The 24,307-nt window shown below is 68.9% G+C and carries 12 protein-coding genes; 9 read left to right on the top strand and 3 right to left on the bottom strand.

Annotated features, from left to right (window positions below):
* Positions 1-35: 35 nt before the first annotated feature.
* From BKI49_RS14015 to BKI49_RS14035, 5 genes are all read left to right on the top strand, one after another.
* Positions 36-1,616, top strand: a complete 1,581-nt coding sequence (locus BKI49_RS14015) for an ATP-binding protein (protein ID WP_095934592.1) — start codon at positions 36-38, stop codon at positions 1,614-1,616.
* 118 nt (positions 1,617-1,734) lie between these two features.
* A complete protein-coding gene (locus tag BKI49_RS14020) occupies positions 1,735-4,623 on the top strand; it encodes a Z1 domain-containing protein (protein WP_095934680.1) in 2,889 nt (962 codons plus the stop codon).
* A gap of 54 nt (positions 4,624-4,677) precedes the next feature.
* On the top strand, positions 4,678-5,088 hold the full coding sequence (locus BKI49_RS14025; RefSeq protein ID WP_095934593.1) for a very short patch repair endonuclease: 411 nt from the start codon (positions 4,678-4,680) through the stop codon (positions 5,086-5,088).
* A complete protein-coding gene (locus BKI49_RS14030; RefSeq protein WP_095934594.1) occupies positions 5,076-6,059 on the top strand; it encodes a DNA cytosine methyltransferase in 984 nt (327 codons plus the stop codon). Before BKI49_RS14025 ends, BKI49_RS14030 begins: the two co-directional genes overlap by 13 nt.
* A gap of 126 nt (positions 6,060-6,185) precedes the next feature.
* Positions 6,186-7,655 carry a DNA cytosine methyltransferase gene (locus BKI49_RS14035; RefSeq protein WP_373557546.1) on the top strand — a complete coding sequence of 490 codons (1,470 nt, stop codon included), beginning with the start codon at positions 6,186-6,188 and terminating at the stop codon, positions 7,653-7,655.
* Between the two features lie 10 nt (positions 7,656-7,665).
* On the opposite strand, the gene BKI49_RS14040 is transcribed toward BKI49_RS14035, so the two are convergent.
* From BKI49_RS14040 to BKI49_RS14050, 3 genes are read right to left on the bottom strand one after another with little or no spacing between them, the layout of a single operon-like run.
* A complete protein-coding gene (locus BKI49_RS14040; protein WP_095934596.1) occupies positions 7,666-8,544 on the bottom strand; it encodes a DUF6339 family protein in 879 nt (292 codons plus the stop codon).
* Entirely contained in the window at positions 8,541-9,536 is a 996-nt protein-coding gene (locus tag BKI49_RS14045) for a hypothetical protein (protein ID WP_095934597.1), read from the bottom strand. The genes BKI49_RS14040 and BKI49_RS14045 overlap by 4 nt, the downstream gene beginning before the upstream one ends.
* Positions 9,537-9,539: 3 nt before the next feature.
* Complete coding sequence (locus BKI49_RS14050) at positions 9,540-11,684, bottom strand: helix-turn-helix transcriptional regulator (protein WP_095934598.1); 2,145 nt, start codon at positions 11,682-11,684, stop codon at positions 9,540-9,542.
* 758 nt (positions 11,685-12,442) lie between these two features.
* Here BKI49_RS14050 and BKI49_RS14055 point away from each other — a divergent pair.
* The 4 genes from BKI49_RS14055 to drmB are packed head-to-tail and all read left to right on the top strand — an operon-like array spanning position 12,443 to position 24,199.
* Positions 12,443-17,194, top strand: a complete 4,752-nt coding sequence (locus tag BKI49_RS14055) for a DEAD/DEAH box helicase (RefSeq protein WP_095934599.1) — start codon at positions 12,443-12,445, stop codon at positions 17,192-17,194.
* On the top strand, positions 17,191-19,095 hold the full coding sequence (locus BKI49_RS14060; RefSeq protein WP_095934600.1) for a UvrD-helicase domain-containing protein: 1,905 nt from the start codon (positions 17,191-17,193) through the stop codon (positions 19,093-19,095). Before BKI49_RS14055 ends, BKI49_RS14060 begins: the two co-directional genes overlap by 4 nt.
* Positions 19,092-22,337 (top strand): helicase-related protein, encoded by a 3,246-nt coding sequence (locus BKI49_RS14065; protein ID WP_095934601.1) that lies wholly within the window; start codon positions 19,092-19,094, stop codon positions 22,335-22,337. The genes BKI49_RS14060 and BKI49_RS14065 overlap by 4 nt, the downstream gene beginning before the upstream one ends.
* Positions 22,334-24,199: a DUF1998 domain-containing protein gene (gene drmB / locus BKI49_RS14070; RefSeq protein ID WP_095934602.1), complete on the top strand. Its 1,866-nt coding sequence runs from the start codon at positions 22,334-22,336 to the stop codon at positions 24,197-24,199. The genes BKI49_RS14065 and drmB overlap by 4 nt, the downstream gene beginning before the upstream one ends.
* The last annotated feature ends 108 nt before the right edge of the window (positions 24,200-24,307 follow it).

The raw sequence follows: 24,307 nt of genomic DNA on the forward strand, positions 1-24,307 counted from the left end.
CCGACCGGGCATGTCCCTGCCCGCGAGGAACACGTATGCCGCCCTACCAGCCGTCGTCGGACTGGCAGTTCGACGTACCCACCAGCGGGAGCAAGCGACTCCCCCCGGCGGCCCGGTCGTTCGAATCGCTCGCGCACCAGGGCTACGGCTTCGAGGCGGCCATCGCCGACCTGATCGACAACTCGATCGACGCGGGCGCCGGCAACGTCGTCGTGAGCTTCCTGCGGGACACCGGTGAGCGCGGTGGACGGGACCGCCTCGTCGGCCTGCTCGTCATCGACGACGGCCAGGGGATGGACGAGGCAGGCCTGGACACAGCGATGACCGTCGGCGGGCGCGAGAAGTACGCCGACGGCGCCCTCGGGCATTTCGGCGCCGGGCTGAAGGCCGCCTCGCTCTCGCACGCCGACGCGCTCACCGTGATCAGCCGCACCAAGCGCAGCCCGTCGGCCGGCCGCCGCTGGCTCACCGCTCGGGCACAGGCCGACTTCACCTGCGACATCGTCGACGCGATGTACTGCCAGAGCCTGGTCGACCGCTACGACGGAATCATCGGCTGGCACGGCACGATCGTGCGCTGGGACCAGGTCCGCACGTTCGAGACCATCACCGCGGGACAGACCGACCGCTACCTCAACGACGCGATCGAACGGCTGGAGACCCACCTCGGTCTCCACCTCCACCGCTTCCTGGCCCGCGACGGCTTCCACATCGACATCGTCGTGGAGGACGTCCACACCCGGGAGGAGCTGGACCACCGGGGCGTGGAGCCCATCGACCCGTTCGGCTACCGGGTCCCGGGCCGACCCGGCTATCCCCGTACGTACGTCGCGCCGGTCGAGGGGGTCGGCGACGTCGCGCTCACCGCGCACATATGGCCGCCCAAGTCACCGCTGGTCGCCTACCGCGGCATCGGACCGCTGGCCGAACGTCAGGGCTTCTACCTCTATCGCAACGACCGGCTCGTCCAGGCAGGCGGCTGGAACGACACCCGCAGCGCGGAGGGCCACCTCGCCCTCGCCCGCATCGCCGTCGATCTGCCGCCCGAGCCCAACGACGTGTTCGCCCTGACCGTCAAGAAGGACGGCGTCCAGGTCACACCGGCGTTCGCCCGAGGTCTGGAGGGCGCGGCGGCCCCCGGCACCGGTCACGCCTTCGTCGAGTACGTCGGCGAGGCCGAGGCCACCTACCGCGAAGCGGCCAAGCGGCGCACAGAGGTGAAGCGCACGGCCGTCATCCCGCCCGGCAAGGGGATCGACCCGAAGCTGAAGCGGACGCTGCGCGACGAACTGCCGCAGCTGGACGGCCACGACCCCATCACCTTCACCTGGGCCAGGCTGGACGTGCCGACGGGCGTCGACTCCGCCGAGCTCCTCTTCACGATCGACCACAAGGAGCGCCGGGTCGTCCTCAACAGGGACTACCGGCACGCCTTCAACAGCGGTCGACGCGGGGGCTCCAACGACGCTCCGGTCCTCAAGAGCCTTCTCTATCTGATGCTCAACGAGATCTTCCAGAAGGAGCGGGTCTGGGCCAACCAGACCGACAAGGTGGCGCTGTGGAACAGCGTGCTCGTCACCGCGGTGCGGGCCGAACTCGCCCGCGACGCGGGCTAGTCCACCCACCGCCCCGCACCATCCCGTACACCAGAGAGGCCGCTCAGCCGCCGTGACCGCCGAGAACACCCCCGCTCCCGACCGCCTCACCGATCTCCACGGCGAGGTCCTCGACGCGATGAGCCGGCGCGGCCCCAAACACTTCGCCAAGCTCGCCTTCGTGCTCGCCGACGCCGACGAACCGGCGGACGCGGACCTGGTCGGCCTCCGCGACCGCCTCCTGGCGGCGGCCCCCGGCGACGAATTGCTCGCCCTCTGGCGTCGCAAGCTCACCGCCTGGGACTTCGAGCAGTCCCCCGCGTGGTCGGCGACCGCGCCCCGCACCGTGGAGCGCCGCACCGAGGTCTACGACAAGCTCGCGTTCGGCGGGGACCTGCGCAAGGCGTTCGACACGGCCGTCCCGGTCCACGAGGAACCGGGGCCTGTCACCATCAGCCGTGAGTTCCAGGCCTGGTACACCCGGGAGCAGGCGGCGAACCGCTCCTTCTACTGGGCGTCGTACGAGCGTCTGCTGCGCCGCAAGGGCTGGAACGACGCGGCGGTCTCCGGTCTGGACGAGGCCGCCCATGCGGTCGTGGAGCGGCTCGCCGACCCCACGCGTGACGATCCCTACGGCGCGCGTGGACTGGTCGTCGGCTACGTGCAGTCCGGCAAGACCGCCAACTTCACCGGTGTCATCGCCAAGGCCGTCGACGCCGGCTATCGCCTGGTGATCGTCCTCGGCGGCACTCTGAACCTGCTGCGCGGCCAGACCCAGCGCCGGCTCGACATGGAACTGATCGGCCAGGAGAACATCCTGGGCGCCGCCGACCCGAACGACCCCGACGCCCTCGTCGGCATCGACTACCAGGACGACGAGGACTGGCCCGCGAAGTTCGTCTCGTTCGGCGCCCGCCCCTCCGTGCTCGGCGCCTTCGACATCGAACGTCTCACCTCGCGTGACCGTGACTACATGGCGCTGGAGCGCGGCATCAGCGCCCTGCAGTTCGACAAGGCGGACCCCACCCGGCCCCTGAACGACCCGGCGAACCTGCACACGGCCCGCGCCCGCGTCATGGTCGTGAAGAAGAACAAGTCGGTGCTGGAGAAGCTCGTCACGGACCTGAAGAAGTTCGGCCCGATCCTCGGGGAGATACCGGCCCTGATCATCGACGACGAGTCGGACCAGGCCTCGGTGAACACGACGGACCCGAAGAAGTGGGAGGACGGCAAGGTCACCCGCACCGCGATCAACGGCCAGATCAGCAAGCTCCTCAAGCTCCTGCCGCGCGCCCAGTACGTCGGCTACACCGCGACGCCCTTCGCCAACGTGTTCATCGACCCGGGCGACGAGGAAGACCTCTTCCCGCGCGACTTCCTGATCTCCCTCCCCCGCCCCACCGACTACATGGGCGTGCAGGACTTCCACGACCTGGACGCCGTCGACGACGACGAAGGCGAGGCGGAGAAGCGGCATGTCCGGGGCATCCACGACTCCACCGGCGACCGCCTCCAGGAAGCGCTGGACGCCTTCGTCCTCACCGGCGCTCTGAAGCTCTACCGCGAGGAGCACGGCGTGCCCTCCGGCCCGTTCCGGCACCACACGATGCTCGTGCACGAGTCGGTCCGCATGGCCGAGCACACCGCGCTGGCCCTGCGCATCAACACCATGTGGCACAACGCCGCGTACACCGGACCGGAAGGCCACACGCGCCTGGCGTCCCTCTTCGAGAGGGACTTCCGCACCCACGCGGACGGCTCCCTGCCCATGCCCACGACGTACGCGGACCTCAAGCCGTACGTGTCCGGGGCCCGCCGTCTCATCAACCAGGGCGGCAGCCCTGTCATGGTCATCAACGGCGAGAGCGAGCGCGACTACGCCCAGCCCGATCTGGACTTCGACCGCACCCCGAACGTCTGGAAGATCCTCGTCGGCGGCACCAAGCTGTCCCGGGGCTTCACGGTCGAGGGCCTGACGATCACGTACTACCGCCGCACGACGCAGCAGGCCGACACCCTGATGCAGATGGGCCGCTGGTTCGGCTTCCGGCCCGGGTACCGGGATCTGGTGCGGCTGTACATCGGTCGCGAGGAGTCCCTCGGCCGCGGCCGCAACGCCAAGACCGTCGACCTGTACGAGGCCTTCGAGGCGATCTGCCGCGACGAGGAACTCTTCCGCGCCGAACTGGCCCGCTACGCACCCTTGGTGGACGGCCGACCCCAGGTCACCCCCGCACAGATCCCGCCGCTGGTGGCCCAGCATCTGCCGTGGGTCAAGCCGTCGGCCCGGAACAAGATGTTCAACGCGGAGTTGGTGGAGGTGCGGTCGCCGGGGACCTGGGTGGAGCCGACCGCCTACCCGGAGACCTCGGACGCGCTGGCCCACAACACGGACTGCTGGGAACCGGTGCTCGCCGCACTGGGGCAGGGCCCGGTAAGGCTGTCGGTCGGCGAGGGCCCGGCGTACGAGGCGCGCGTGGGTACTGTCTCGCACGAGACGCTGACGAGGGTGCTGTGCGACCTGCGGTGGTCGATCCCTAGCCAGTTCTCGCCGCACCTGGAGTTCCTGCTGGAAGCAGGCCGACTGCCTGCGACGATCGACGACTGGCTCGTGATCACGCCGTTGCAGACCTCGACCAAACGCGTGGAGGCCCGTCTCATGGGGCACGGCCCGTTCGCCCTGGCCCGTCGTACCCGCCGGCGCGGCTCACTCTTCGGCGCGCTCAGCGAGCCCAAGCACCGCGCCGCCGCCCTGCGCATCGCGGGCGCCGTCGAGACGGCCGGGAACGTGTCGGTCGAGCAGCTCGTCCGCCCGCGTCGAGGAGCACTGCTGCTCTACCCGGTGGTCGAATCCGAGCCCCGCCTCGCCTCCGACGGGACGGTGGAGCCCGGTGACGTCGTCATGGCCTTCTCCTTCGTCGCGCCGGAGTCGTCGGCGGGCACCGGTCGCCCGTTGGTCCGGTTCCGTACGATCGACTCGGGCCGGCAGGATGCGGTCGTCATCGACCGAGACGACGTACATCCCTGAGGCGCGACACCATTGGACAACGTGAGGCCCTCCTCCCCCGGCGTCTCCGCACGCATGTCCCGTCAGGCCAGCAAGGACACGAACGCCGAGCTGGCCGTGCGGCGCCTGCTGCACGCGGCAGGTCTGCGTTACCGCGTCGAATACCCGGTGCCGGGCATGCCGCGGCGGCGCATCGACGTGGCGTTCACCCGGGCCAAGGTGGCCGTCCTGATCGACGGGTGCTTCTGGCACGGATGTCCGGAACACGCCACGCAGCCGAAGTCCAACGCCGAGTGGTGGCGCACGAAGCTCGACCGGAACATGGCCCGTGATCTGGAGACGACGGAGCACCTGACCGCGCGGGGGTGGACGGTGTTGCGGTTCTGGGAACACGAGGCTCCCGAGGATGTCGCCGCCCGGGTGAGAGCAGTAGTGGAACGGCGCCCGCCTGGACGCTCGGGCAAGGGGGAAGCGTGGGGGATCTGACCTTCGTCGATGTGTGTTCCGGAGCCGGCGGGCTCGCCCTCGGGCTGGAGAGCGCGGGTTTCTCGCCGGTGCTCCTGCTCGACAACAAGCCCCAAGCGTGCGAGACGCTTCTCGCCAACCGACCGGACTGGATGGTCGTCTGCGAGGATCTGATCGACTTCCTCCCGGAAGAGCACCCGGAGACCCTGGACGTCGATCTGCTCTCGGCGGGCCTGCCCCGCGTGAAGTCCTCGGCCGCGGTGGGGCGGCCGGACGGCGAGCCGGAACTGCGACAACTCACGGCCACGGTCTACCTGCTCCACGCTGTCCAGCCCCGCGCCCTGCTGCTGGAGAACCTCCCGGCACTCGTCGACTCGCCCGCCTATGCGGAGGTGCGCCGGTTCATCGCGGAGGAACTGGCTCACCTCGGCTACCGATGGCGCTGGTTCGTACTGAACGCCGCGGATTTCGGCGTGCCGCAGGACCGTGAACAAGGTGTCCTGGTGGCACTCAAGGAGCCCTGGTTCGCCGCCTTCGCCCCGCCGGAGCCGACGGTGGACGTGCACGTCTCGGTCGGTCAGGCGCTTCGCGGCTCGATGGCAGCGCGGGGCTGGCGGGAGGCCGACGCCTGGGCGGATCAGGCGAGCGCCGTGGCTCCGACCCTCGTCGGCGGCTCGGACAACCGGGGTGGTGCCGACGTCGGCCCGACCGGCACGAAACGTGCCTGGGCGCGGATGGGGATCAACGGCAACGCTTTCGCCGACGAGGTGCCGGGACCGGACTACGTGTGGCCCCGCTCGGAAGACGTGGCGCACATGCCGAAAATCACGGTGGACCAGACCGCCGTCGTCCAGGCGTTCCCCCCGGAGTGGCGGATCACGGGACAGAAGACCGCCCGATACCGGCAGATCGGCCATGCCACCCCTCCGCCGGTCGGCAGGGCACTGGGCAAGGCGATCGCGACCGCTCTGCAGTCCTCGGGCCGGGCGTAGCCGATGGGCGATGGCACACCGGACAGCCGGCTAAACTTCTCGCACATGAGCCACGTCACGCACACGCCCTCCTCACCTGCGGTTTTTCGCATCGTGGACCTGTTCGCGGGACCTGGAGGGCTGGATGTGGCAGCGGAGGCCCTCGGTCATCAGGTCACCGGCATCGAATGGGACGACAACGCCTGCAAGACCCGCGAGGCGGCGGGGATGGACACCTTCGCCGGTGACGTCAGGGACTATCGGGCCGCCGACTTCCCGCACGCCCAGGTATTGACGGGTGGGCCGCCTTGCCAGACGTTCACCGTCGCCGGACACGGCGCCGGCCGCAGGGCCCTGGACGAGGTGAAGAAGTACATCGCGCGGCTGCACGAAGCCGCGAGCTCGGAGAAGACCCCTTGGAGTGAGGTCGACCGTACCTGGAGCGAGATCTCCGAAGAACTGCGACTCAGGGCCGCCGAGGCGGACGCGGTCAAAGCCCGGAAGCGTGAGGACGAGGCGGTCCGCTCGGTCACTCGCAAGGCGGCCAGGAAGAGCCTCGCCGAGCACGGCTGCTCGACCGAGGAGATCAAGCTCGCACTGAAAACGACAGAGGCACCACGCGGTCTCGCCCGCCGGGACGCCGACCTCAAGAGCCTCTTCGACGGCCTCGTGTCTCTGGAGAAGTCCCTCGACGCACACCGAGCCAGGTTGGAGGAACTGGGCGACGAACGGACCGGACTCGTCCTGCAGCCGTTGTGGTGGATCATCGAACGCCGCCGACGCCCTGGGCTGGTGCCGTACGAGGCCGTCGTGCTGGAACAGGTACCCGCCGTGATGCCTGTGTGGGAGGAGTACGAGAAGGTGCTGGGCACCCTCGGCTATCGGACCAGGACGCAGATGATGCACACCGAGGCGTTCGGTGTCCCGCAGACCCGTAGACGTGCCGTGCTCATGGCCAGATATAAGGAGATCGACATCCCGAAGCTGGAGGAGACCCACGAGCGCTACCGGCCGGGCGGTATTTCCGCCGCTTCCCGGAACACGGATCGCCCGGACGCGCTCTGGGACATCGACGAGAAGGGTGTCGACAAGACCGAGGAAGAGACGAAGGACTCCTGGGTGTCCATGGAAGCCGCCCTGAAGAAGGCTCGGGACATCGCGCTGGATCTCCCGGACCTGGACCTGCCGGACCGTCCCGCCTTCACCGTCGTCTCGAACTATGGAACGGGCGGCGACCCGGCCGCACGAGGGCGCCGTGACCACGACGCCCCGTCCTCGACGGTCACCGGGAAGGTGTCCCGCAACCGGCTCGTCCACAAGGGCACGAACACGGATCTCCCTCGTTTCGAACTCGCCGAGGCCGGAGTTCTCCAGACGTTTCCCGTCGCGTACCCCTGGCAGGGCGGCGACCGGTCCCAGCAGATCGGCAACGCGGTGCCACCCCGGCTCGCGCTGCACGTGCTTCAGCATGTACTCGAACCGGGGCTGAGCAAGAAGGAAGCCCGCGCTAGGTTGGAGCAGGCCTTGGCGAAGCTGGAGAACTGGCGTCCCCCGAGCAAGCCAGTGAGGGCCCGCCAGCGGGAAGGCCTGGAAGGCCACTCTTTCACCGGCGGGTGACCCCTACGGCTCACCCCTGCGGCGCCCGCCCCCGGACCGGTGCCGTCTCGAAGAGGTCGGCGAAGTACTTGGTCAGTGTCTCGACGGACTTCTCGGGGACGGGCTCCTCCTCCGGTCCGGTCGGCAACTCGTGACGGGGCACGGGAGGGGCGGTCTCGGCCTCCTCGATCCAACGGCGCAGATCTTCGGGGTCCCGCCACTCGTCTGCGGCCATCGCGTCGTAGACCAGGGTGGCACCGGCTGTGTTGATCGCGGCCATGAGGCCGTTGATCTCACGGCCGGTGGTGGCGATGCCGCTCTGGAGGACACGGACCAACGCCTGGGCCGTCGGGCGGTGGTCGACCAGGTCCGACCGCATCACGGTGTGGATCAGATCCTGATTGGAGCAGGCGACCACTACCGGGGCGTAGTCCCGTCCGTTGCGGAACAGTTCGGCCGCCCACCACAGACGTGAGAAACACTGCCGGTCCGGGGATCCCTTGAAACGGGCCGCGGCGACACGCGAGTCAGCGCTCCCCGACGAGGGCGCGGAGGCATGCCGCCACGCCACGTAGTCCGGGGCGACACCGAGCGCGAGGTGGTTCCAGATCCGCCGGTCGGCGGCCTCCCGCCGGGTCAGGCGAAGAGCGGCGTGCAGACGGGGGGCCAGCCAGGCGTCAGCCTCCGTCCGGTTCTCCTTGAACTGGTGCAACACGTCGTCGATCAGTTCCCGAAGAGGTTCCGCCCGCCAGCGGGGGTCCTCCTCGGGAAGGGGTTCGACGACCTTCGCCAGGTCCACGCCCCCGTGCCCCTGGATCCCCCGGAGAAGATCCTCGGTGAGGAAGGGATCGGCGGCCGTCGCGGAGAGCAGACCGAGTCGCGGGGGAAGGTGGTGCGGCTGCTCGATCACGACCGGTCCTCTCGATTGGTCTGCTGGAGCGCGCGCAGGACGTTGGCGAGCGACTGTCGCGCACCCGCACGACGTACGGCGGCGAAGTGGACGCGGGTCTGGAGTTCCGCCCAACCGGCGTCGCCGGTCCGCCGTCGATGCACCTGGCGCAGCGCATCCTCGGCTCGGAGGCCGGGCACCACGTCGGGGAGCATCTCCCGCAGCACCTCCCCCCTCCAGTCGGAGGGGAAGACGGGCGAGCCGTCGGGCTCGACCTCCAGATCACCGACCGCGCTGTGGAAGACGGCCGTCCACACGTCGGTGGCCATCTGCGAGAGCAGCAACTCGTGAACCCTGTTCTCCATCCCGCCGGTCTCGCCGCCGAGAAGGTCGGAGAACCCTTCGACATCGGTATTGACCATCACCACCGGGAGCCGGCCCGAGGCATCGACGACCCAGGGGGCGTCGGCGTAGGGACGCAACCACTCCCGCGCGCTCTTGGTGAAGCTCGTCTGCTTGACGTCGAGGCGGAGTCCACCCAGCGGTTCCTCGGCGGTCGTGTCGATCGTCCAGTCGGTGTCGGTCTCGGTGATCGCCCGGCCCCGCACGCCGTCCACGGTGGCGACCGCGTGGACCGCCAGATCGGCACGACCGACGTGGTCGTCACGGCGCACCTCGATCGCACCGGACCATTCCTTGCTTTCCGGGGCATCCTGGCGGAGTTCGACCGTGGTTCGGACGTTGGTGTCGCCGTCGGTGAGCACCGCAAGGACCCGTAGATCGCTCCACGGGGCGTCCGGGTCGGTGGCACCGGGGGGCAGGGTCGCGGACAGGCCGATCCTGGCGGACAGCCAGTCCTCGTGCTGTGCCACGCCCAGGGCAACCGTCCTCTGAGGTGTCGAGAACGCCGAGGTGTCCAAGTGGTCACGGGTGCGGTCGGGCAGCCTGAGCGAGACCGACGTCACCCTCAGACCGACCGGGCGGTTGAGTCTCTTGTACGGATAGAACTTCATGCCTCACTCCCCTGAGCCGGCACGGAGTTCGAGCGCGAGTCGCGTGAGTTCGGTGCGGACCGGATGACTGGTGGGATCTGTGGCCCCACGGAACACCGCCCTGCGGGCGCCTTGCTCGAAGTGCAGAACGCCGCCTTCCACCTCGCAGCCCTCCACGGCGACGAGTTCGGCCCAGTCGAGTCTGGGCCTGCCGCCCGAGCGGACTTCGAGGAGAACCACAGGGGTCATCGCGGGCAGTTCGTCGGCGCGTGGAAGCTTCACCTCCGCGGTGATCCGCCACTCCTTGCTCTCACCGATCTCGGCGTCCAACTCGACCAGTTCCGGCACGGTCGGCCCGGAACCCCGCTTGACTGCGGCGGTCTTGCGCTGGACGGTGAGTTTCTTGCGCAGCTTGGCGCTCTCCTCGGAGCCGGGGCGCTTCGGTCGGACCACCAGTTCCTTGACGGCTGCGTTGACCTCGGTGGTGAGTCTGGAGATCCGGTTGTGGGCACTGTGGGACCATCGGAGCGTCAACTCCTCGGTCTGGCCCCATCGGTCGTGCTCCGGAGGTTCCGCGGCCCGTAGGAACTCCTCGGCCTCCCCCGCGAAGGGCGCCGACTCCCCCGCCGCATGGCCCACCAGGAGAACGGCCTGGAACTGGGTGACGCCCAGCGGCAGACCGTGAACGGTCGACTTTTTGATGGTCATCCGGTTGCCACGCAGCGAGTGGACCTGGTTCGGTACCCCGTCCTTGTCCTCGGCCTCCGTGACCAGGAGGACCCCCTGGTGTGTGCCGAGCGTGCCCGACCGTCCGCCGAACAGGGGGAGCTTGAGCGGAACGGCACGGAGGGCCACCTGGCCGGCCTCGGTAAGCCGGTCCACGGTCGTCCCTTCGTAGAACGCCCGCAGCGCCCGGCTCCGCGAGGGCTGAATGTCGGTGGGGTCGACCGTCTCCTCCTCCAGCACGATCTCGCCGTTGCGATACGTGCGCACCGAGGTCTCGAGCAAAGGAAGCCTGCTGCCGCCTCCGGTCATGGCCGCCCAGAAATCCCGGCCCAACGCTTCGACCAGACGTCGATGCATGACACGGATGTCGCGGATCCCGTCACCGTCGCTCGCGTTGCCTTCCTCGTCGTCCGAGTCCGTTCCACCCTGCTCGAGGCTCGCCACGTCGTGGGCGCCGACAATGAGGAAGGACGTGCCCGGCTCGTCGTTGTCACGGGTGAGATGAAGGCGTTCGACCGTCTCCTCGTCCGCCCACCAGGAGCGAACCACCTCCGCGTTGTGCGTCTCGGGATCGGGTCGCCCCAGCCAGGCGGGGCCCGCGTACGGAATGCCGTCGACGGAACGCCAGGGCAGCTCCAGCCTCCCGATGACGCGACGCTCAGTGCGCCCCTCGTGCGGCACGGAGAGCGTGGAGTTGATGAGCACCATGCCCAGCGCGCTGGTGGCCCAAAGAGTTGCCTTGCCGAGACCGTAGGAGCCGCCCGCGCCGCGCCCCGACTTGAGGCTTTCCAACTGCCTGCGGACGACTGCCGCGAACTTGCCGTCGTCGTAGTCGTCACCGGTGAGGCCCGAGGCGTTGTAGTCGTCGATCCGGAGGAGGACCAGGCGACCCTTTTCGAACATGTCTCGTACGCCTGCGTCCACGACGCGGCCGACCTTCTGATCGGCGGCTGACTCGGAGACCGCCGAGTAGTGGGGTTGGAGTTCGTCCCAGAGCAGGGCAGCACGGAACGCCTCCAGCTTCTCGCCGGTGAGTTCGTGGATGGTGTATCGCACGCGGACCGGACGACCGTTCTCCACGAGTCGCTCGTCGAGGCTGTTCTGGCAGGTCTCCCGCGCGAGCACCTGGACGTCCGCGTCGAAGGCGAAAGCCGCGGCGTTCCCGCCGTCGCGCCCGCCGTCCTGGTAGCCGGGCCGGTGGTACCAGGTGACAGGGAGGCCGGCTTGCGTGTCGGTGGTACGTGTGTGCACCGTGCCCAGGTCCGTTCCGAGCGCCTTGGCGATCTCTCCCATGACGGTCGGACGGGGGACCGAACGCTTGGTGATCCACGCCGAGACCGCGGCCCGGGTCAGCCCCAGCTCCTCCGCCAGCTCCGCCTGCGTCTTGTTCGCGAGCCTGAGCTGACGAGCCAGCCAGGGCCCGAACTCCTCACCGGCCTCCATGTGGCCTCCCACTCCCCGCAGTATGTCGTTGTGCCCCCGGTCACAGACAGGCTAATTTGACGCCCTGACGCACGTCAACTGATGCTTGACGCAAGCTCGATCGACCCCGCAAGCTCATCAACCCGGCTCATCACCTTTTCCCGACTTCGACGGCTTCGCCCAGAAGGGTGCGGGCCGGACGGATCAAGGAAAGGTCGGCACGGAATCCCGGACGCAAAGACTCATCGCAAAGCGGAGACGTCAACTCCATTAAGCAATAGGAGAGTTGGGGATGACACGAACGAGTGAAGCGCTCTAGGATCCTCGACAACGACAGCTGTCGCCTCACTCGGGAACTCCCGTGTGACAGCGGGTGAGTTGTGCCCTGTTTCCACTGCACGGCCCCGAACGCCTCCGCGCCCCGGGGATCCCCGAGAAGAATCGGAGGAATCGCAACCCATGAAAGGCCCTCCCGAACATTCGGGATCTCGGTACACCTGCGGCTTTCTTCGGCCAGCTCCGACACGGAAACAACGCAGACCCTCAACTCGTTCGGCATGACAGTCGGCGAATTCGACGACCTCTTCGGCCACCGCTCCGAATTCATCGATCCTGACGACGGCCGACCTTGAGACGGCTCGTGTCGCCTCGACGTCCGATCAGTGATGTCGCAAGGCCGTCTCATCACATCACCGCAGCTCAAGCGGGTTCGGGACGCCTCCACACCCGACTTCGCCCTCCGCTTCCGTCATATCCTTCGTAGGAGTCGTGAAGAAGCAATGTCCGTCACCCCGTCGTCGGTGATTCCCACCGTCATCGAACAGTCGTCTCGTGTCCTGCAGACCTATGCGGTCGACCCCGGCCTCGTTCCGGAACACGCCAACGGGGAACGCCGCATCACCCAGGGCGGCTACGGCGACCGTCAGCTCTTCGAACTCGTACAGAACGCAGCCGACGAGATGGCCACCGAGCCCGGGGGATCTGTCCAGGTCGTCCTCACCGACAGGCACCTCTACTGTGCCAACGAGGGTGAACCGGTGACGGCCGAGGGCGCGGAAACCATTCTGCGAATGAGCATGTCGCGCAAGCGCGGCGGCCAGATCGGTCGTTTCGGTGTGGGCGTGAAGTCCGTTCTCGTCGTCACCGACACACCACAGTTCTTCAGCAGTTCCGGCTCCTTCGGATTCGATCGTGAATGGGCGCTCGAGAAGATCCGCTCGGTCCCCGGTGTACGGAAGCGCCTGGGCGAGGAGTTCGAGGCGCCGGTGCTGCGCATGGCCCGCCCTCTCGACGCCGACGCGGAGCGTGCCCAGGACCCGGTTCTCGACGAACTGCTGCGCTGGGCCACGACCGTCGTCCGCCTACCGCTGCTCGACGGCGCCGCCGCCAGGCTGGCGCTGGACATGCACGGCGGGCGGACGCCCGCCGGATCGGCCCGTGAGGAGTTCCCGCCGGGGTTCCAGCTGCTCTCTCCTCACGTGGGGACGGTGGTGCTCGAGGACCGCAGGCCCCGTCCGGCCCTTCGCCGCGTGCTGACCGCCGAGCAGTCCGGGAACCTGCACGTCGTGACCGAGGAGCGGGCGGGCCGGGCGACCGTCAGCGCCCGCTGGAGGGTCTTCTCCACCGCGCACGAACCCGGTCCCGCTGCCCGAGCCGACGCCGGCGAACTGCACGACCGTCTCGCGCTCGACCTCGCCTGGGCAGTGCCCGCCCTGGAGAAGGACGAAAAGAGCGGGCTCTACGTCAGCCCGCAGTCGCGGGGGCGAGGCCGCTTCTGGTCCTTCTTCCCGACCAAGTACGAGATGTCCCTGAGCGGCATCCTCAACGGCTCCTGGAAGACCAACGAGGACCGACAGAACCTGCTCGACTCCTCGGCGTTCAACGAAGAGATGATCAAGGTCTCGGCGAAGTTGGTGGTCGAGTCCCTCCCCGGCCTGGCCCCCGCCGAGGACCCCGCCGCGTACCTCCCACTGTTGCCCGGGCGTGTGAAGGAGGCGATCAGTTGGGCGGACGAGTTCCTGACCCGGGAGATCTGGGACCAGGCGGCCGTCCGGCCGTCTCTCCCCGACCAGGAGGGCGTGCTGCGCGTCCCGACCGAGCTGCGCGTCCCGCCGCGCCTCGACAAGGACCGGCACGCCGGCTGGTTGCGGATGTGGCACGAGACACCCGGCCGCCCCTCCGACTGGCTGCACCCCGACGCGGAGGCCGACACGCTGCGTTCGGGAAAGGTCGAGCACGTCCTCGGTGCGGCCGGGCACAAGCGCTCCGACGTCCGGGCGTGGCTGGAGGCCCTGGTCGCGTGCGGCACCGCCGAAGCCTCCGCGACCGCCGTCCGCATCCTCGCAGACATGATCGAGGCCGGGTCGCCGTACACCGAGGAGGCCCGCAAAGCGAAGATCGTGCTCACCGAGGAGCACGGCCTCGTCCCTCCGGTCGCCGGTCAGGTGTTCCGCCGTGCGGACGAGGACGGACTGCGGGAGTCCTTGGTGTACGTGGTCGGCGAGATGGCCGGGAACCCCGGACTCGCCTCCGCGCTCAATCTGCTCGGCATCCGCGAGGCGGACGTCGAGGGCCGGTTCGTCAGCGTGCTCGACCAGGGCTTCGACGGCTACGGGAGCACCGAGTGGGAGCGCTTCTGGGACCTGTTCCGCCAGGCCGGCGGGCGCAGGTTGACCCACACCGTGCTCCGGCAGGTGCCGAACGTCCGCGAGACGCTGCGTGTCCGGACGGCGGACGGGAAGTTCCGGCCGATACGCGACTGCATGTTGCCGGGCGCGGTGGTCGACGCCGAGCGCGACCCGAGCATCGCCGTGGACATGAAGTTCCACTCCGACGATGTCGCCGTCTTCCGCGAGTTCGGTCTGCTGGAGCGTCCGTCCGCATCGATGCGTCCGGAGAACGAGGCCTGGTTCGAGGAGTACCGGGAAGCCGTCCACGCAACCCTTCTGCGGGGCCTGGACCAGCGCGCTCCTCGTCCCGCCCTCAACCGTCTCAAGATGGAGGGGGCCGCGATCGGGGGGCCGCTGCACCTCTTCCGGGCACTGTCCGAGGAGTCCCGCGCCTCCTTCCTGAAAGCCCTGCCGGACGACGCCGTGGTGGACAACTGGACGCGCCAGATCGGCGCCCAGTCGAGCACCAGGCAAGCCGTGGAATCACCGATCCGCTGGATGCTCAGAAGGCACGGGTCGGTCTTCACCTCCCAGGGGATCAAGCCGCTGCGCGAAGCGGTCGGCCCGCAGCTCGCCGCCTACTGCGACGTCCTGCCGGTGGCCGATCTCTCCCCGGAGAAGGCCCGCAAGCTGCGTCTGCCCACCACGGTCGACGACGTCCCGCCCGAACGCTGGGAGCCCCTGCTCCTGGAGCTGACCCGCAGTGCGGACGACAAGTTCGTCGGCAACACCTACGTGATGCTCACCCGGCTAGGCGCGGCCTTCCCCGAGGACTCGCTGACCCGCTGTCGGATCGGCGACACCTGGGGCACCCGTCCGGACGACGAGATCACCGTCGCCGTCGGTACGGCCGAGTACCGGGCCCTGCGCGCCGAACAGCTCCCCGCGCTGCTCGTGGTGTCCGAGGCCGACGCCGAACTCATGGCGACCACATGGCACATGAAGCGCTATGCCGAAGCCATCACCCGAGAGACGCGTGAGGTCCCCGACGGCGACCCGGTTCCGCTCGTCGAGCTGTACCCCGCCCTGCGCCAGCGACTCAACAGCGGCAACCGGAACAGCCTGGTGCAACGGTGCATCGAGCTGGAGGAGGTGACCCGGACGGAGAACGGAGCCAAGCCCCGCCCCCTGGACGCCGTGCGCCAGGGCACCACGGTCAAGGTCCGTGTCCCGCTGGGTCCCGAGCCGATGCTCCGCCTGATCGACCGTGAACTGGAACTGGGGCTGGGCGCCGCCGGTTGCAGAGCCGTCCTGGAACGCCAGGAGCAGATGGTGCGGGACAGTGCGACGAAGGCCGCCCTGAAGGCGGTGCGCGACGCCGAGGACGTGGTCACCAAGATCGAGTTGCTGATCGGAGCCGAAGCCCTGCGCTCCGGTCTGCCCGAGGGGTTGATGGACGCCGAGGCGGAGGCGACCGGAGGCGCCGAGCCGTCGGGACGGCGGATCGCTCAGATGGCCTTCAACGCGCGCGGTGACAGGGTGCTCCACCACCACGCCCGGGACATCCAGGCCGGATTCCCCAACGCACCTGTCGGATACGGAGGTTCGTCGGCCGCCATCGCCTTCGTGTCGAGCCTCGGGCTTCCGGTGACGTTCGCCGGCTCCCGGACGCCCTCTCCGCCCGTGTTCGAGACGATCGACGGTCCGCGGGACTTCCCCCGACTCCACGACTACCAGGAGGACCTGGTCCGCAACATCACCACGTTGCTCGACCGGCTGGCCCCGCAGCGCGCCATGCTCTCCCTGCCCACCGGCGCAGGCAAGACACGCGTCACCGCCGAGGCTGTGATCCGCTGGGTGAAGCGGGTCGGTGAGCTGCAGGGACCGCTGCTGTGGATCGCGCAGACCGAGGAGCTGTGCGAACAGGCCGTGCAGAGCTGGAAGTTCGTCTGGAGCAAGGTGGGGGCGGAACGGCCGCTCACCATCAGCCGGCTGTGGAGCGGCAACGAGGTCGGCGACGTCCAAGGGCACCCGCATCTGGTCGTGGCCACGGACGCCAAGCTGGAACGGTGCCTGGGCACCGAGCAGTACGAGTGGCTGCTCGACGCCTCCCTGGTGATCGTGGACGAGGCCCATACGGCGATCTCCCCGCGATACACCGACATTCTGGGCAAGTTGGGTCTCACCCAGTACGAGACCCGTCGTCATCTGCTCGGCCTGACGGCCACCCCGTACCGCAACACCAACGAGGAGGAGACCAACCGGCTGGCCGGCCGCTTCGGCCGACGTCGTCTGGACGAAGGGGTCTTCCCGTCCGGCGATCCGTACCGGGATCTCCAGGAATGGGGAATGCTCGCACAGGTGGAGCATCGCACCCTCGAGGGCGGCAGCATCGAGCTGACCCGCGACGAGAAGGCTCAGGCCGAGCGCATGGCCATGCTGTCGCGCTCCGCCGAACAGCGCCTCGCGGAGGACCATGCGCGCAGCCGTCGCATCGTCGACGAGGTGGCCGGCCTCCCCGAGGACTGGCCGACCCTGCTCTTCGCCACCTCCGTGGACCACGCCAACTACCTGGCCGCCCTGTTGAACGACCGAGGAGTGCCCGCGGCAGCCGTCGATTCGACGACCAGTACGCAGGATCGACGCCGCCGCATCGAGGACTTCCGCGCGGGAGGTATCCGTGTGCTCACCAACTATGGAGTGCTGACCCAGGGGTTCGACGCTCCCGCCACCCGCGTAGTGGTGGTCGCCCGCCCGGTCTACAGCACCAACGTCTACCAGCAGATGATCGGCCGGGGCCTGCGCGGCACCAAGAACGGCGGCAAGGACAGCTGCCTGATCCTCAACGTCTCCGACAACATTGCCAACTTCGACACCCAGCTCGCGTTCACCCAGTTCGAACACCTCTGGAGCCGTAAGTGACCGACGCCTACCTGGACAGCCCCCCGCTCACCGACGAGCAGCGGGCCGTGGTCGATCAGCCCTGGGACGCGCGTGTCCTGGTCACGGCGGGAGCCGGGGCGGGGAAGACGCACACCCTGGTCCGGCGGCTCGACTCGCTGTGCGGTCACGAGGATCCGGAGGAGGCGTTGGAGGCCGCCGAGATCCTGGTGCTCACCTTCTCCCGGGCCGCCGCCCGTGAGCTGCGTGAGCGGATCGCCCGGCACGGAGAACGCGGCCGGCGGGTGCGCGCCCAGACCTTCGACGCCTGGGCCTACGCAGTCCTCGACCGGGCGCACCCGGACGGCAACTGGACGGCAGCGGGCTTCGAGGAGCGGATCGCCGCCGCCACCGACGCGGTCGAGAAGGGCGCGCTGGAGATCGGTGACGGCGTCCCGCCCGCCCATGTCGTGATCGACGAGGTCCAGGATCTGTTGGGCGCGCGCCGCGAACTGGTGGAGACACTGCTCGACCGGTACCAGGAGACCTGCGGTTTCACCGTCGTCGGAGACGCGGCACAGTCCGTCTACGGCTTCCAGATCACCGATGCCGGCGAACGTGCGGACGAGACCGGCCGGTTCTTCGACTGGCTGCGCTGCTCGTACCCCGACGACCTGGTGGAGCTGCGGCTCACCCAGAATTTCCGAGCGATCACGCCGGAGGCCCGGGTGGCGCTGGCGCACGGACCGCGCCTCCAGCAGGTCACCGACCCGGACGAGGCGGGCACTCTCTACGACGAGCTGCGCGACCTGCTCCTGGACCCGGTGAACGCCATGGGTGACCTCACCAACGAGTTCGCCTTGGCCGGACTGCGGGACGTCACGGACAGCTGCGCGATCCTCACGCGTGACAACAGGGAGGCTCTCGTGGTCTCCGAGCTGCTGCACGCGCACGGCGTCGAGCACAGGTTGCGGCGCCCGCTGGAAGACCGTCCGGTGCCGTACTGGGTCGCCGAACTGCTGCGCCGGACGGAGGCGACCGGTCTCTCCGAGGACCGTTTCCACTCCATGCTCTCGGACGTCCCCCTGCCGTACGAGCCGAACGCGAAGGCTCTGTGGGCCGCACTGCGTCGAGTCGCTCGCGGTTCCGGGCGCGGCGTGCTCGACCTGAGCCGGCTTCGCCGCGCGGTCGCCGACGGCAGGTTCCCCGACGAGGCGGCCGACCCGGAGACCGCCCGGATCGTCATCTCGACGGTTCACCGGGCCAAGGGCCTGGAGTTCGACCGGGTGATCGTCCTGGTCCCGCCCGCCGTCGCGGAGCTCCACAAGCGCCACAAGGACGAGCTGGACCTTCCCGCCGAGGCACGCGCCCTCTACGTGGCGATGACGCGCGCCCGCCAGGACCTCTACCACACGACACCCCCCGAACTGCCGCAGATCAGGCGGGTGGGGAAGCGGGGGGACGGACGGCGATACATCGGTGGATGGCGGTCCTACGACCGGTACGGCATCGTCGCCGAGGCGGGTGACGTAAGCCGGGACGAGCCGCCCGGCCGGGAGGGCGACGCCGTCGCCACCCAGACGTACCTCCTGGAACGGGTGGGCCCCGGACACCCGGTCGTGTTGCGCAGAAGCCACGACATGCCGATGGGCGAGACGCAGAGCCCCCCGTACACCCTGATGCACGACGGACGCGAGATCGGCGAGGCCTCGCAGCGGCTCCGCGAGGAGCTGTTCAAGGTGCAGAAGGTGAACCGTACCTGGGACCCCCGGTGGCCCGACGAGATCCACGGGCTGCGGATCGACACGCTGGAGACCGTGACGGGCAGCACCGCGGCCGGCGCGAACGCGGGGCTCGGTGATCGGGGCGTGTGGATCTCCCCGCGGATCACGGGCATCGGCCGGTACCGGAGAGCCGACTACAACGAGGAGCAGCGCGCATGACGCACATGGCAGGCCGACACTCCGAGCACTACCGGGTCCGTGACGAGGAGCTCCTCGTGGGACTGCGCCGTGAGCTCCTCGGCCCCGCCGAGGACGCCGAGGCGGACGACCGCGACGAGGTGCTCACCCAGGACGCGCCGATCGACCGCTATCTGACCGGCGTGCTGTACCCACGTGCCTCCAAGGAGCGAAGGGTCGAGATCGCCGCCGAACAGGACGGCACGGACGCCACTCCCGTTCCTTCCCGCGACGACGCCGAGGAGTCCGGCACCGCGCAGGATGTCGGCGCGGCGGGTGACAGGCGTCCTTCCTCCATGGGCCTGACCTTCGCGGTCGACCCGACCGAAAGCGACACGATCGTGGTCTCGGTCCGCGCTGCCGGCTACGAACCCACGGACGTCGACGGCAATCCGATACCTGCTCGCCGGGCCGAGGCCCGCACCACCGCCGAGCAGCGTGAGCGGTGGGGGCGCACGGAGCTCCAGCTCCCGGACCAGCACATCGACGTGACCGCGCCCTCGCCGGCCGAACCGATCGAACTCCTCCTCGGGAAGGTGGCGCTGCACGTCATCGTCCGTCGTCCCGACCGGACCACCGGCACAGTCACTGTCACGGTCACGTTGATCAACACTCAGAAGATCGGCGAACGGGATCTCCAGGACGCGTTCTCCCTGTTCCAGTGCGGTCTGACGGTCCGGGCCGCCGACGGCTCCACCGCGTTCGTCGAGCGTCCCGCCCCGACCTCCGCCCATGACCCGGAGATCGCCACGAGTCGGCTGCTGCACCGCCACGCCCCGACCTTCGCGGTCGGACACGGCTGCTCCGCCGCTTGGGACTGGACTCCGCCGCCGATCGGCATGACCGACACCGTCAAGGCCGCCGTGGCCGAAGTGCGGAGCGAGTTCGTGCCCAGCGTGGAGGTGCTGCTCACCGACTCCAATCCGGAGATCGACAGCTCGACGCTGTCCATGCTGGGGCTGGCCGAGGACTCCGACGCCGAGGTCCTGACCGCTCTGGAAGGGCTCGCCACAGGATACGAACGGTGGATCGATCGGAAGTCGGCCGAGGCGGACGCCCTGATGGGTGAGACCCATGAGAAGCCCGCGCGGGACCAGGTGAAGGCCTGCCGCGAGGCACTCGACCGGATCCGCGAGGGCATCGAACTGCTGCGGGACAAGCCCGACCTGATGAGGGCCTTCCGGCTGGCCAACCGCGCCATGGCCGACCAGCGTGCCCGCAGCAAGTGGGTGAAGGACGGGCGCGTGGGCGCTCCGGACCCCGCGGCCGGCGAATGGCGCCCCTTCCAGATCGCCTTCGTCCTGCTGTGCATGGCCGGCATCGACGATCGCAAGCACCACGACCGCGAGATCTCGGACCTGCTCTGGTTCCCCACCGGTGGTGGCAAGACGGAGGCCTACCTCGGGCTGATCGCCCTCACGTCGTTCCTGCGCCGTATCCGCAGGGGTGCGGACGGCGGTGGTGTCACCGTCCTCATGCGCTACACGCTGCGGCTCCTCACCCTTCAGCAGTTCGAGCGTGCGGCGACGCTGCTCTGTGCCATGGAGCACCTGCGAGGCAACACACCCGAATTGGGAGACGAGGCGTTCTCCGTCGGCATGTGGGTGGGACGTTCGGCCACCCCCAACACGTTGGCCGAGGCCGGGTTCAAGCTCGACGAGCTGCGCGCGAACCTCGACAAGCGCCTCGCCACCGAGAACCCCGTCCAGTTGCACGCCTGCCCCTGGTGCGGGACCCGCCTGGACGCCCGGAACTACGAGGTGGACGAGGACGCCAGGCGGATGCATGTCCGCTGCCCCGGTACGGGCTGCGACTTCGCCGACGGCCTGCCTGTCCACCTGATCGACGAGGCGGTGTACGACGCCCGACCCACGTTGGTCATCGCCACTGTCGACAAGTTCGCCTCGATGCCGTGGCGACCGGCGACATCGGCTCTCTTCAACCTCGACGACCCGCACGACGGCACCCCTCCCCCGGAGCTGATCGTCCAGGACGAGCTTCATCTGATCTCGGGTCCGCTGGGAACCCTCACCGGTCTCTACGAGACCGCCGTGGACGCGCTCGCCGACCGCCCCAAGGTGATCGCCTCCACGGCCACCATCCGTCGCGCCGCCGATCAGGGGCTTCACCTCTTCGCGCGTGGTGTACGGCAGTTCCCGCCCGCAGGTCTGGACGCACGCGACTCGTGGTTCGCCGTGGAGACACCGCGCGAAGAGAAGGCGAGCCGCCGCTACGTGGGCCTCCTGGCACCCGGCACCAGCCAGTCCACCCTGTTGATCCGCACCTACGCGACGCTGCTGCACCGCGCCAAGCAGGCGAGGACCGAAGACGAGGTGCGCGACGCGTACTGGAGTCTCGTCGGCTACTTCAACAGCCTTCGGCTGCTCTCCGCAGCCGAACTCCAGGTCCACGACGACGTGGTGGCCTATCTGGAACTGCTCGCCGAACGAGAGGGCGTGGCGGTCCGCTCGGTCGCCAACTACTCGGAGCTCACGAGCCGTATCGACGCCAGCGAGATCCCCACCCGGCTCAAGGGCATCGAGAAGAGGCTCCCCGACGAGGACACCGTGGACGTCATGCTCGCCACGAACATGATCGCTGTGGGCGTGGACGTGGACCGCTTGGGGCTCATGGCCGTGACGGGTCAGCCGCAGACGACCGCCGAATACATCCAGGCCACCAGCCGGGTCGGCCGGGCGCACCCGGGGCTGGTGGCGGTCATGCTCAACTCGGCGCGCTCCCGGGACCGTTCCCACTACGAGAGCTTCCAGCACTTCCACTCGGCTCTGTACCGCGAGGTGGAGTCGACCTCCGTCACCCCGTTCTCCGCCCGCGCTCGCGAAAGGGGGCTGCATGCGGTGATCGTCGCCCTCGCCCGCATCCTGATCCCGGCCGCCCGTCCCAACAAGAGTGCCGGCAAGGTCGAGTCCTACGTGAACGTCCTCGAAGGCCGCATCAAATCCGTGCTCATGAGCCGCGTGGGCGCGGTCACTCCTGAGGAGACCGAGGCCGTGTCCCAGGGTTTCGACGAGTTCGTCGAGTGGTGGCGCAAGGAGGCCAGCAACCACAGCGGCCTGCTCTTCGAACCGAAACGGGGTGATCGCACCCCCTCACTCCTGAAGGCGTACGACGACGAGTCCGAGGACGCCGAGGCGTACCCCACTCTGTGGAGTCTGCGCGATGTCGACGCCGAGACCGCCCTGTTCATGGAGGGAACCCGATGACCCCGCCCCCAGCCCGTCGTCGCCGGACCACCGCGCGAGGCGGTACGCCCGCCCACAATCTTCCGCGGCGGGGCACAGTTCGTCGTGCCCAGGCGATCACCACGTACGGCGTCGGATCGCTCATCGCCGTCGATCAGGAGTCCTTCATCGTCTCGGGCCTGGACGAGGCCGATCAGAGCTGGAACAGCGACGAATCCCCGCGGATCAGCGAACGGCGCCTGGCCCGACTGCTCGGCGTCGACCACTTCCGGTTGCCGCCGGCGTCCGACGACACCAGCAAGGACGGTCTCCGGGTCCGGCGTTTCCCCTCGATGCACTCCTGCCCCGAGTGCCTCGAACTGCAACGACACGGCGACTTCAACCCGCCCGCCGGCCGAAGCGTGTGCGGCACCTGCGAGGTCGACCTCGTCCCCTCCCGTTTCGTCGTCGCCTGCGAGGCCGGACATCTCGGCGAATTCCCCTACTGGCAATGGGTGCATCGTTCTCCCGAGCGTGGTTCCACGACGTTCGGAACGTGTGGGGGGATGCTCAAGCTGCGCTCGTCCGGGCGTACGTCCTCGCTCCGCTCGATTCTCGTCTCCTGCAGCTGCGAGCAGGCTCCCGAGGTCTCGATGGAGGGCTCTTTCCGCAGGAGCGCGCTGGGGGACCTGGGCCTCAAGTGCCGAGGCACTCGCCCGTGGCTCGGCACGTCCGCTCCGGCTCAGGAGTGCGGACTCCCCCTGCGTACTCTCCAGCGCGGCTCTTCCTCGGTGTGGCAACCGGTACTGAAGTCGGCGCTCTCCATCCCGCCGTGGAGCGACAGCCGCGCGGATCCCCTCGACGGCCACTGGGAAAAGCTCAGGAAGTACGAGAACCGCGACGCCGTCGCGATCTACCTCGACGCTGTTTTCGACGAGGAGTGGCCCGTCTCCCTGGACGAGGTGATGACCTTGCTCGCCGCCGAGCGCGAGGAGGACCCCGACGGTGAGACGGCTCCCACGTTCGACCACCGCTACCGCGCCCTGCGGAACAAGGAGTACGAGCGTCTCCGCTCCGGCAACGACGAGAGCGAGCACTCCCGCGACGAGCAGTTCGTGTGCGAGACCCCCCTGGGTGACCAGAGCGTGCTCGATCCGCTCGGTGTCACCGGTCCGATGCTGGTCAAGAAGCTCCGCGAGGTACGGGCTCTGAAGGCGTTCACCCGGCTCGTCGATGCCGAGTCGACGACCGATGCCAAGGAGATGCCGCTCTCCGAACGCCCACTGCGCTGGCTCCCGGCCATGGAGGTGCGTGGCGAAGGAGTCTTCCTCCGCCTGGCCGAAGACCGACTGGATGCCTGGGAGAAGGCCCCGGCGGTGGCGGCCCGGATCGAGCGGATGCGAACCGCCCACCAGCGGGTGCTGGAGCAGTGGGCCGATGATCCGAGTCGGGTCGTCCCCTCCCCTGCCACTCCTCGCATGGTGCTGTTGCACACTCTGGCCCACGTCCTCATCGACGAGTGGAGTCTGGAGGCGGGCTACCCGGCCGCTTCCCTGCGCGAGCGTCTGTACGCCTCCGACGACATGGCCGGGGTGCTCGTCTACACGGCGACGAGCGACTCGGCGGGCAGCCTCGGCGGCCTCGTCGCGCAAGGCGAACCGGAACTCCTGGACCGCACGGTGCGTTCGGCCGTCCACCGCGCCGAGTGGTGCTCCTCCGACCCGCTCTGCATGGAGACCGAGGCCTCCGGTGCCGGCGGAACCAACCTCGCCGCCTGCCACGCCTGCGTGATGCTGCCCGAGACGAGCTGCGAGCACAACAACATCCTGTTGGACCGCGCGCTGCTCGTCGGTACCCCCGACGATCCTCGTCTGGGCTTCTTCGCGGACATACTCACCGGGTGACATCGAGGGGCCGGCCGGCAGTCTGCACGATGCCCGTGCCGGCCCTCGCCCGGATGCCTCGATTGACCTCGATGCGCGTTTGGTGAGGGTGGGCGCCCGGTGACGGAA

The sequence above is a fragment of the Streptomyces sp. Tue6028 genome (assembly GCF_002300165.1).
Classification (GTDB): Bacteria; Actinomycetota; Actinomycetes; order Streptomycetales; family Streptomycetaceae; genus Streptomyces; species Streptomyces siamensis.

What these genes read in the sequence shown, in the direction of transcription:
- BKI49_RS14020 (WP_095934680.1), top strand. Translation starts at nt 1,735, where the DNA reads ATGAGCCGGCGCGGCCCCAAACACTTCGCCAAGCTCGCCTTCGTGCTC.
- BKI49_RS14065 (WP_095934601.1), top strand. Translation starts at nt 19,092, where the DNA reads ATGACGCACATGGCAGGCCGACACTCCGAGCACTACCGGGTCCGTGAC.
- BKI49_RS14025 (WP_095934593.1), top strand. Translation starts at nt 4,678, where the DNA reads ATGTCCCGTCAGGCCAGCAAGGACACGAACGCCGAGCTGGCCGTGCGG.
- BKI49_RS14050 (WP_095934598.1), bottom strand. Translation starts at nt 11,684, where the DNA reads ATGGAGGCCGGTGAGGAGTTCGGGCCCTGGCTGGCTCGTCAGCTCAGG.
- BKI49_RS14055 (WP_095934599.1), top strand. Translation starts at nt 12,443, where the DNA reads ATGTCCGTCACCCCGTCGTCGGTGATTCCCACCGTCATCGAACAGTCG.
- drmB (WP_095934602.1), top strand. Translation starts at nt 22,334, where the DNA reads ATGACCCCGCCCCCAGCCCGTCGTCGCCGGACCACCGCGCGAGGCGGT.
- BKI49_RS14015 (WP_095934592.1), top strand. Translation starts at nt 36, where the DNA reads ATGCCGCCCTACCAGCCGTCGTCGGACTGGCAGTTCGACGTACCCACC.
- BKI49_RS14045 (WP_095934597.1), bottom strand. Translation starts at nt 9,536, where the DNA reads ATGAAGTTCTATCCGTACAAGAGACTCAACCGCCCGGTCGGTCTGAGG.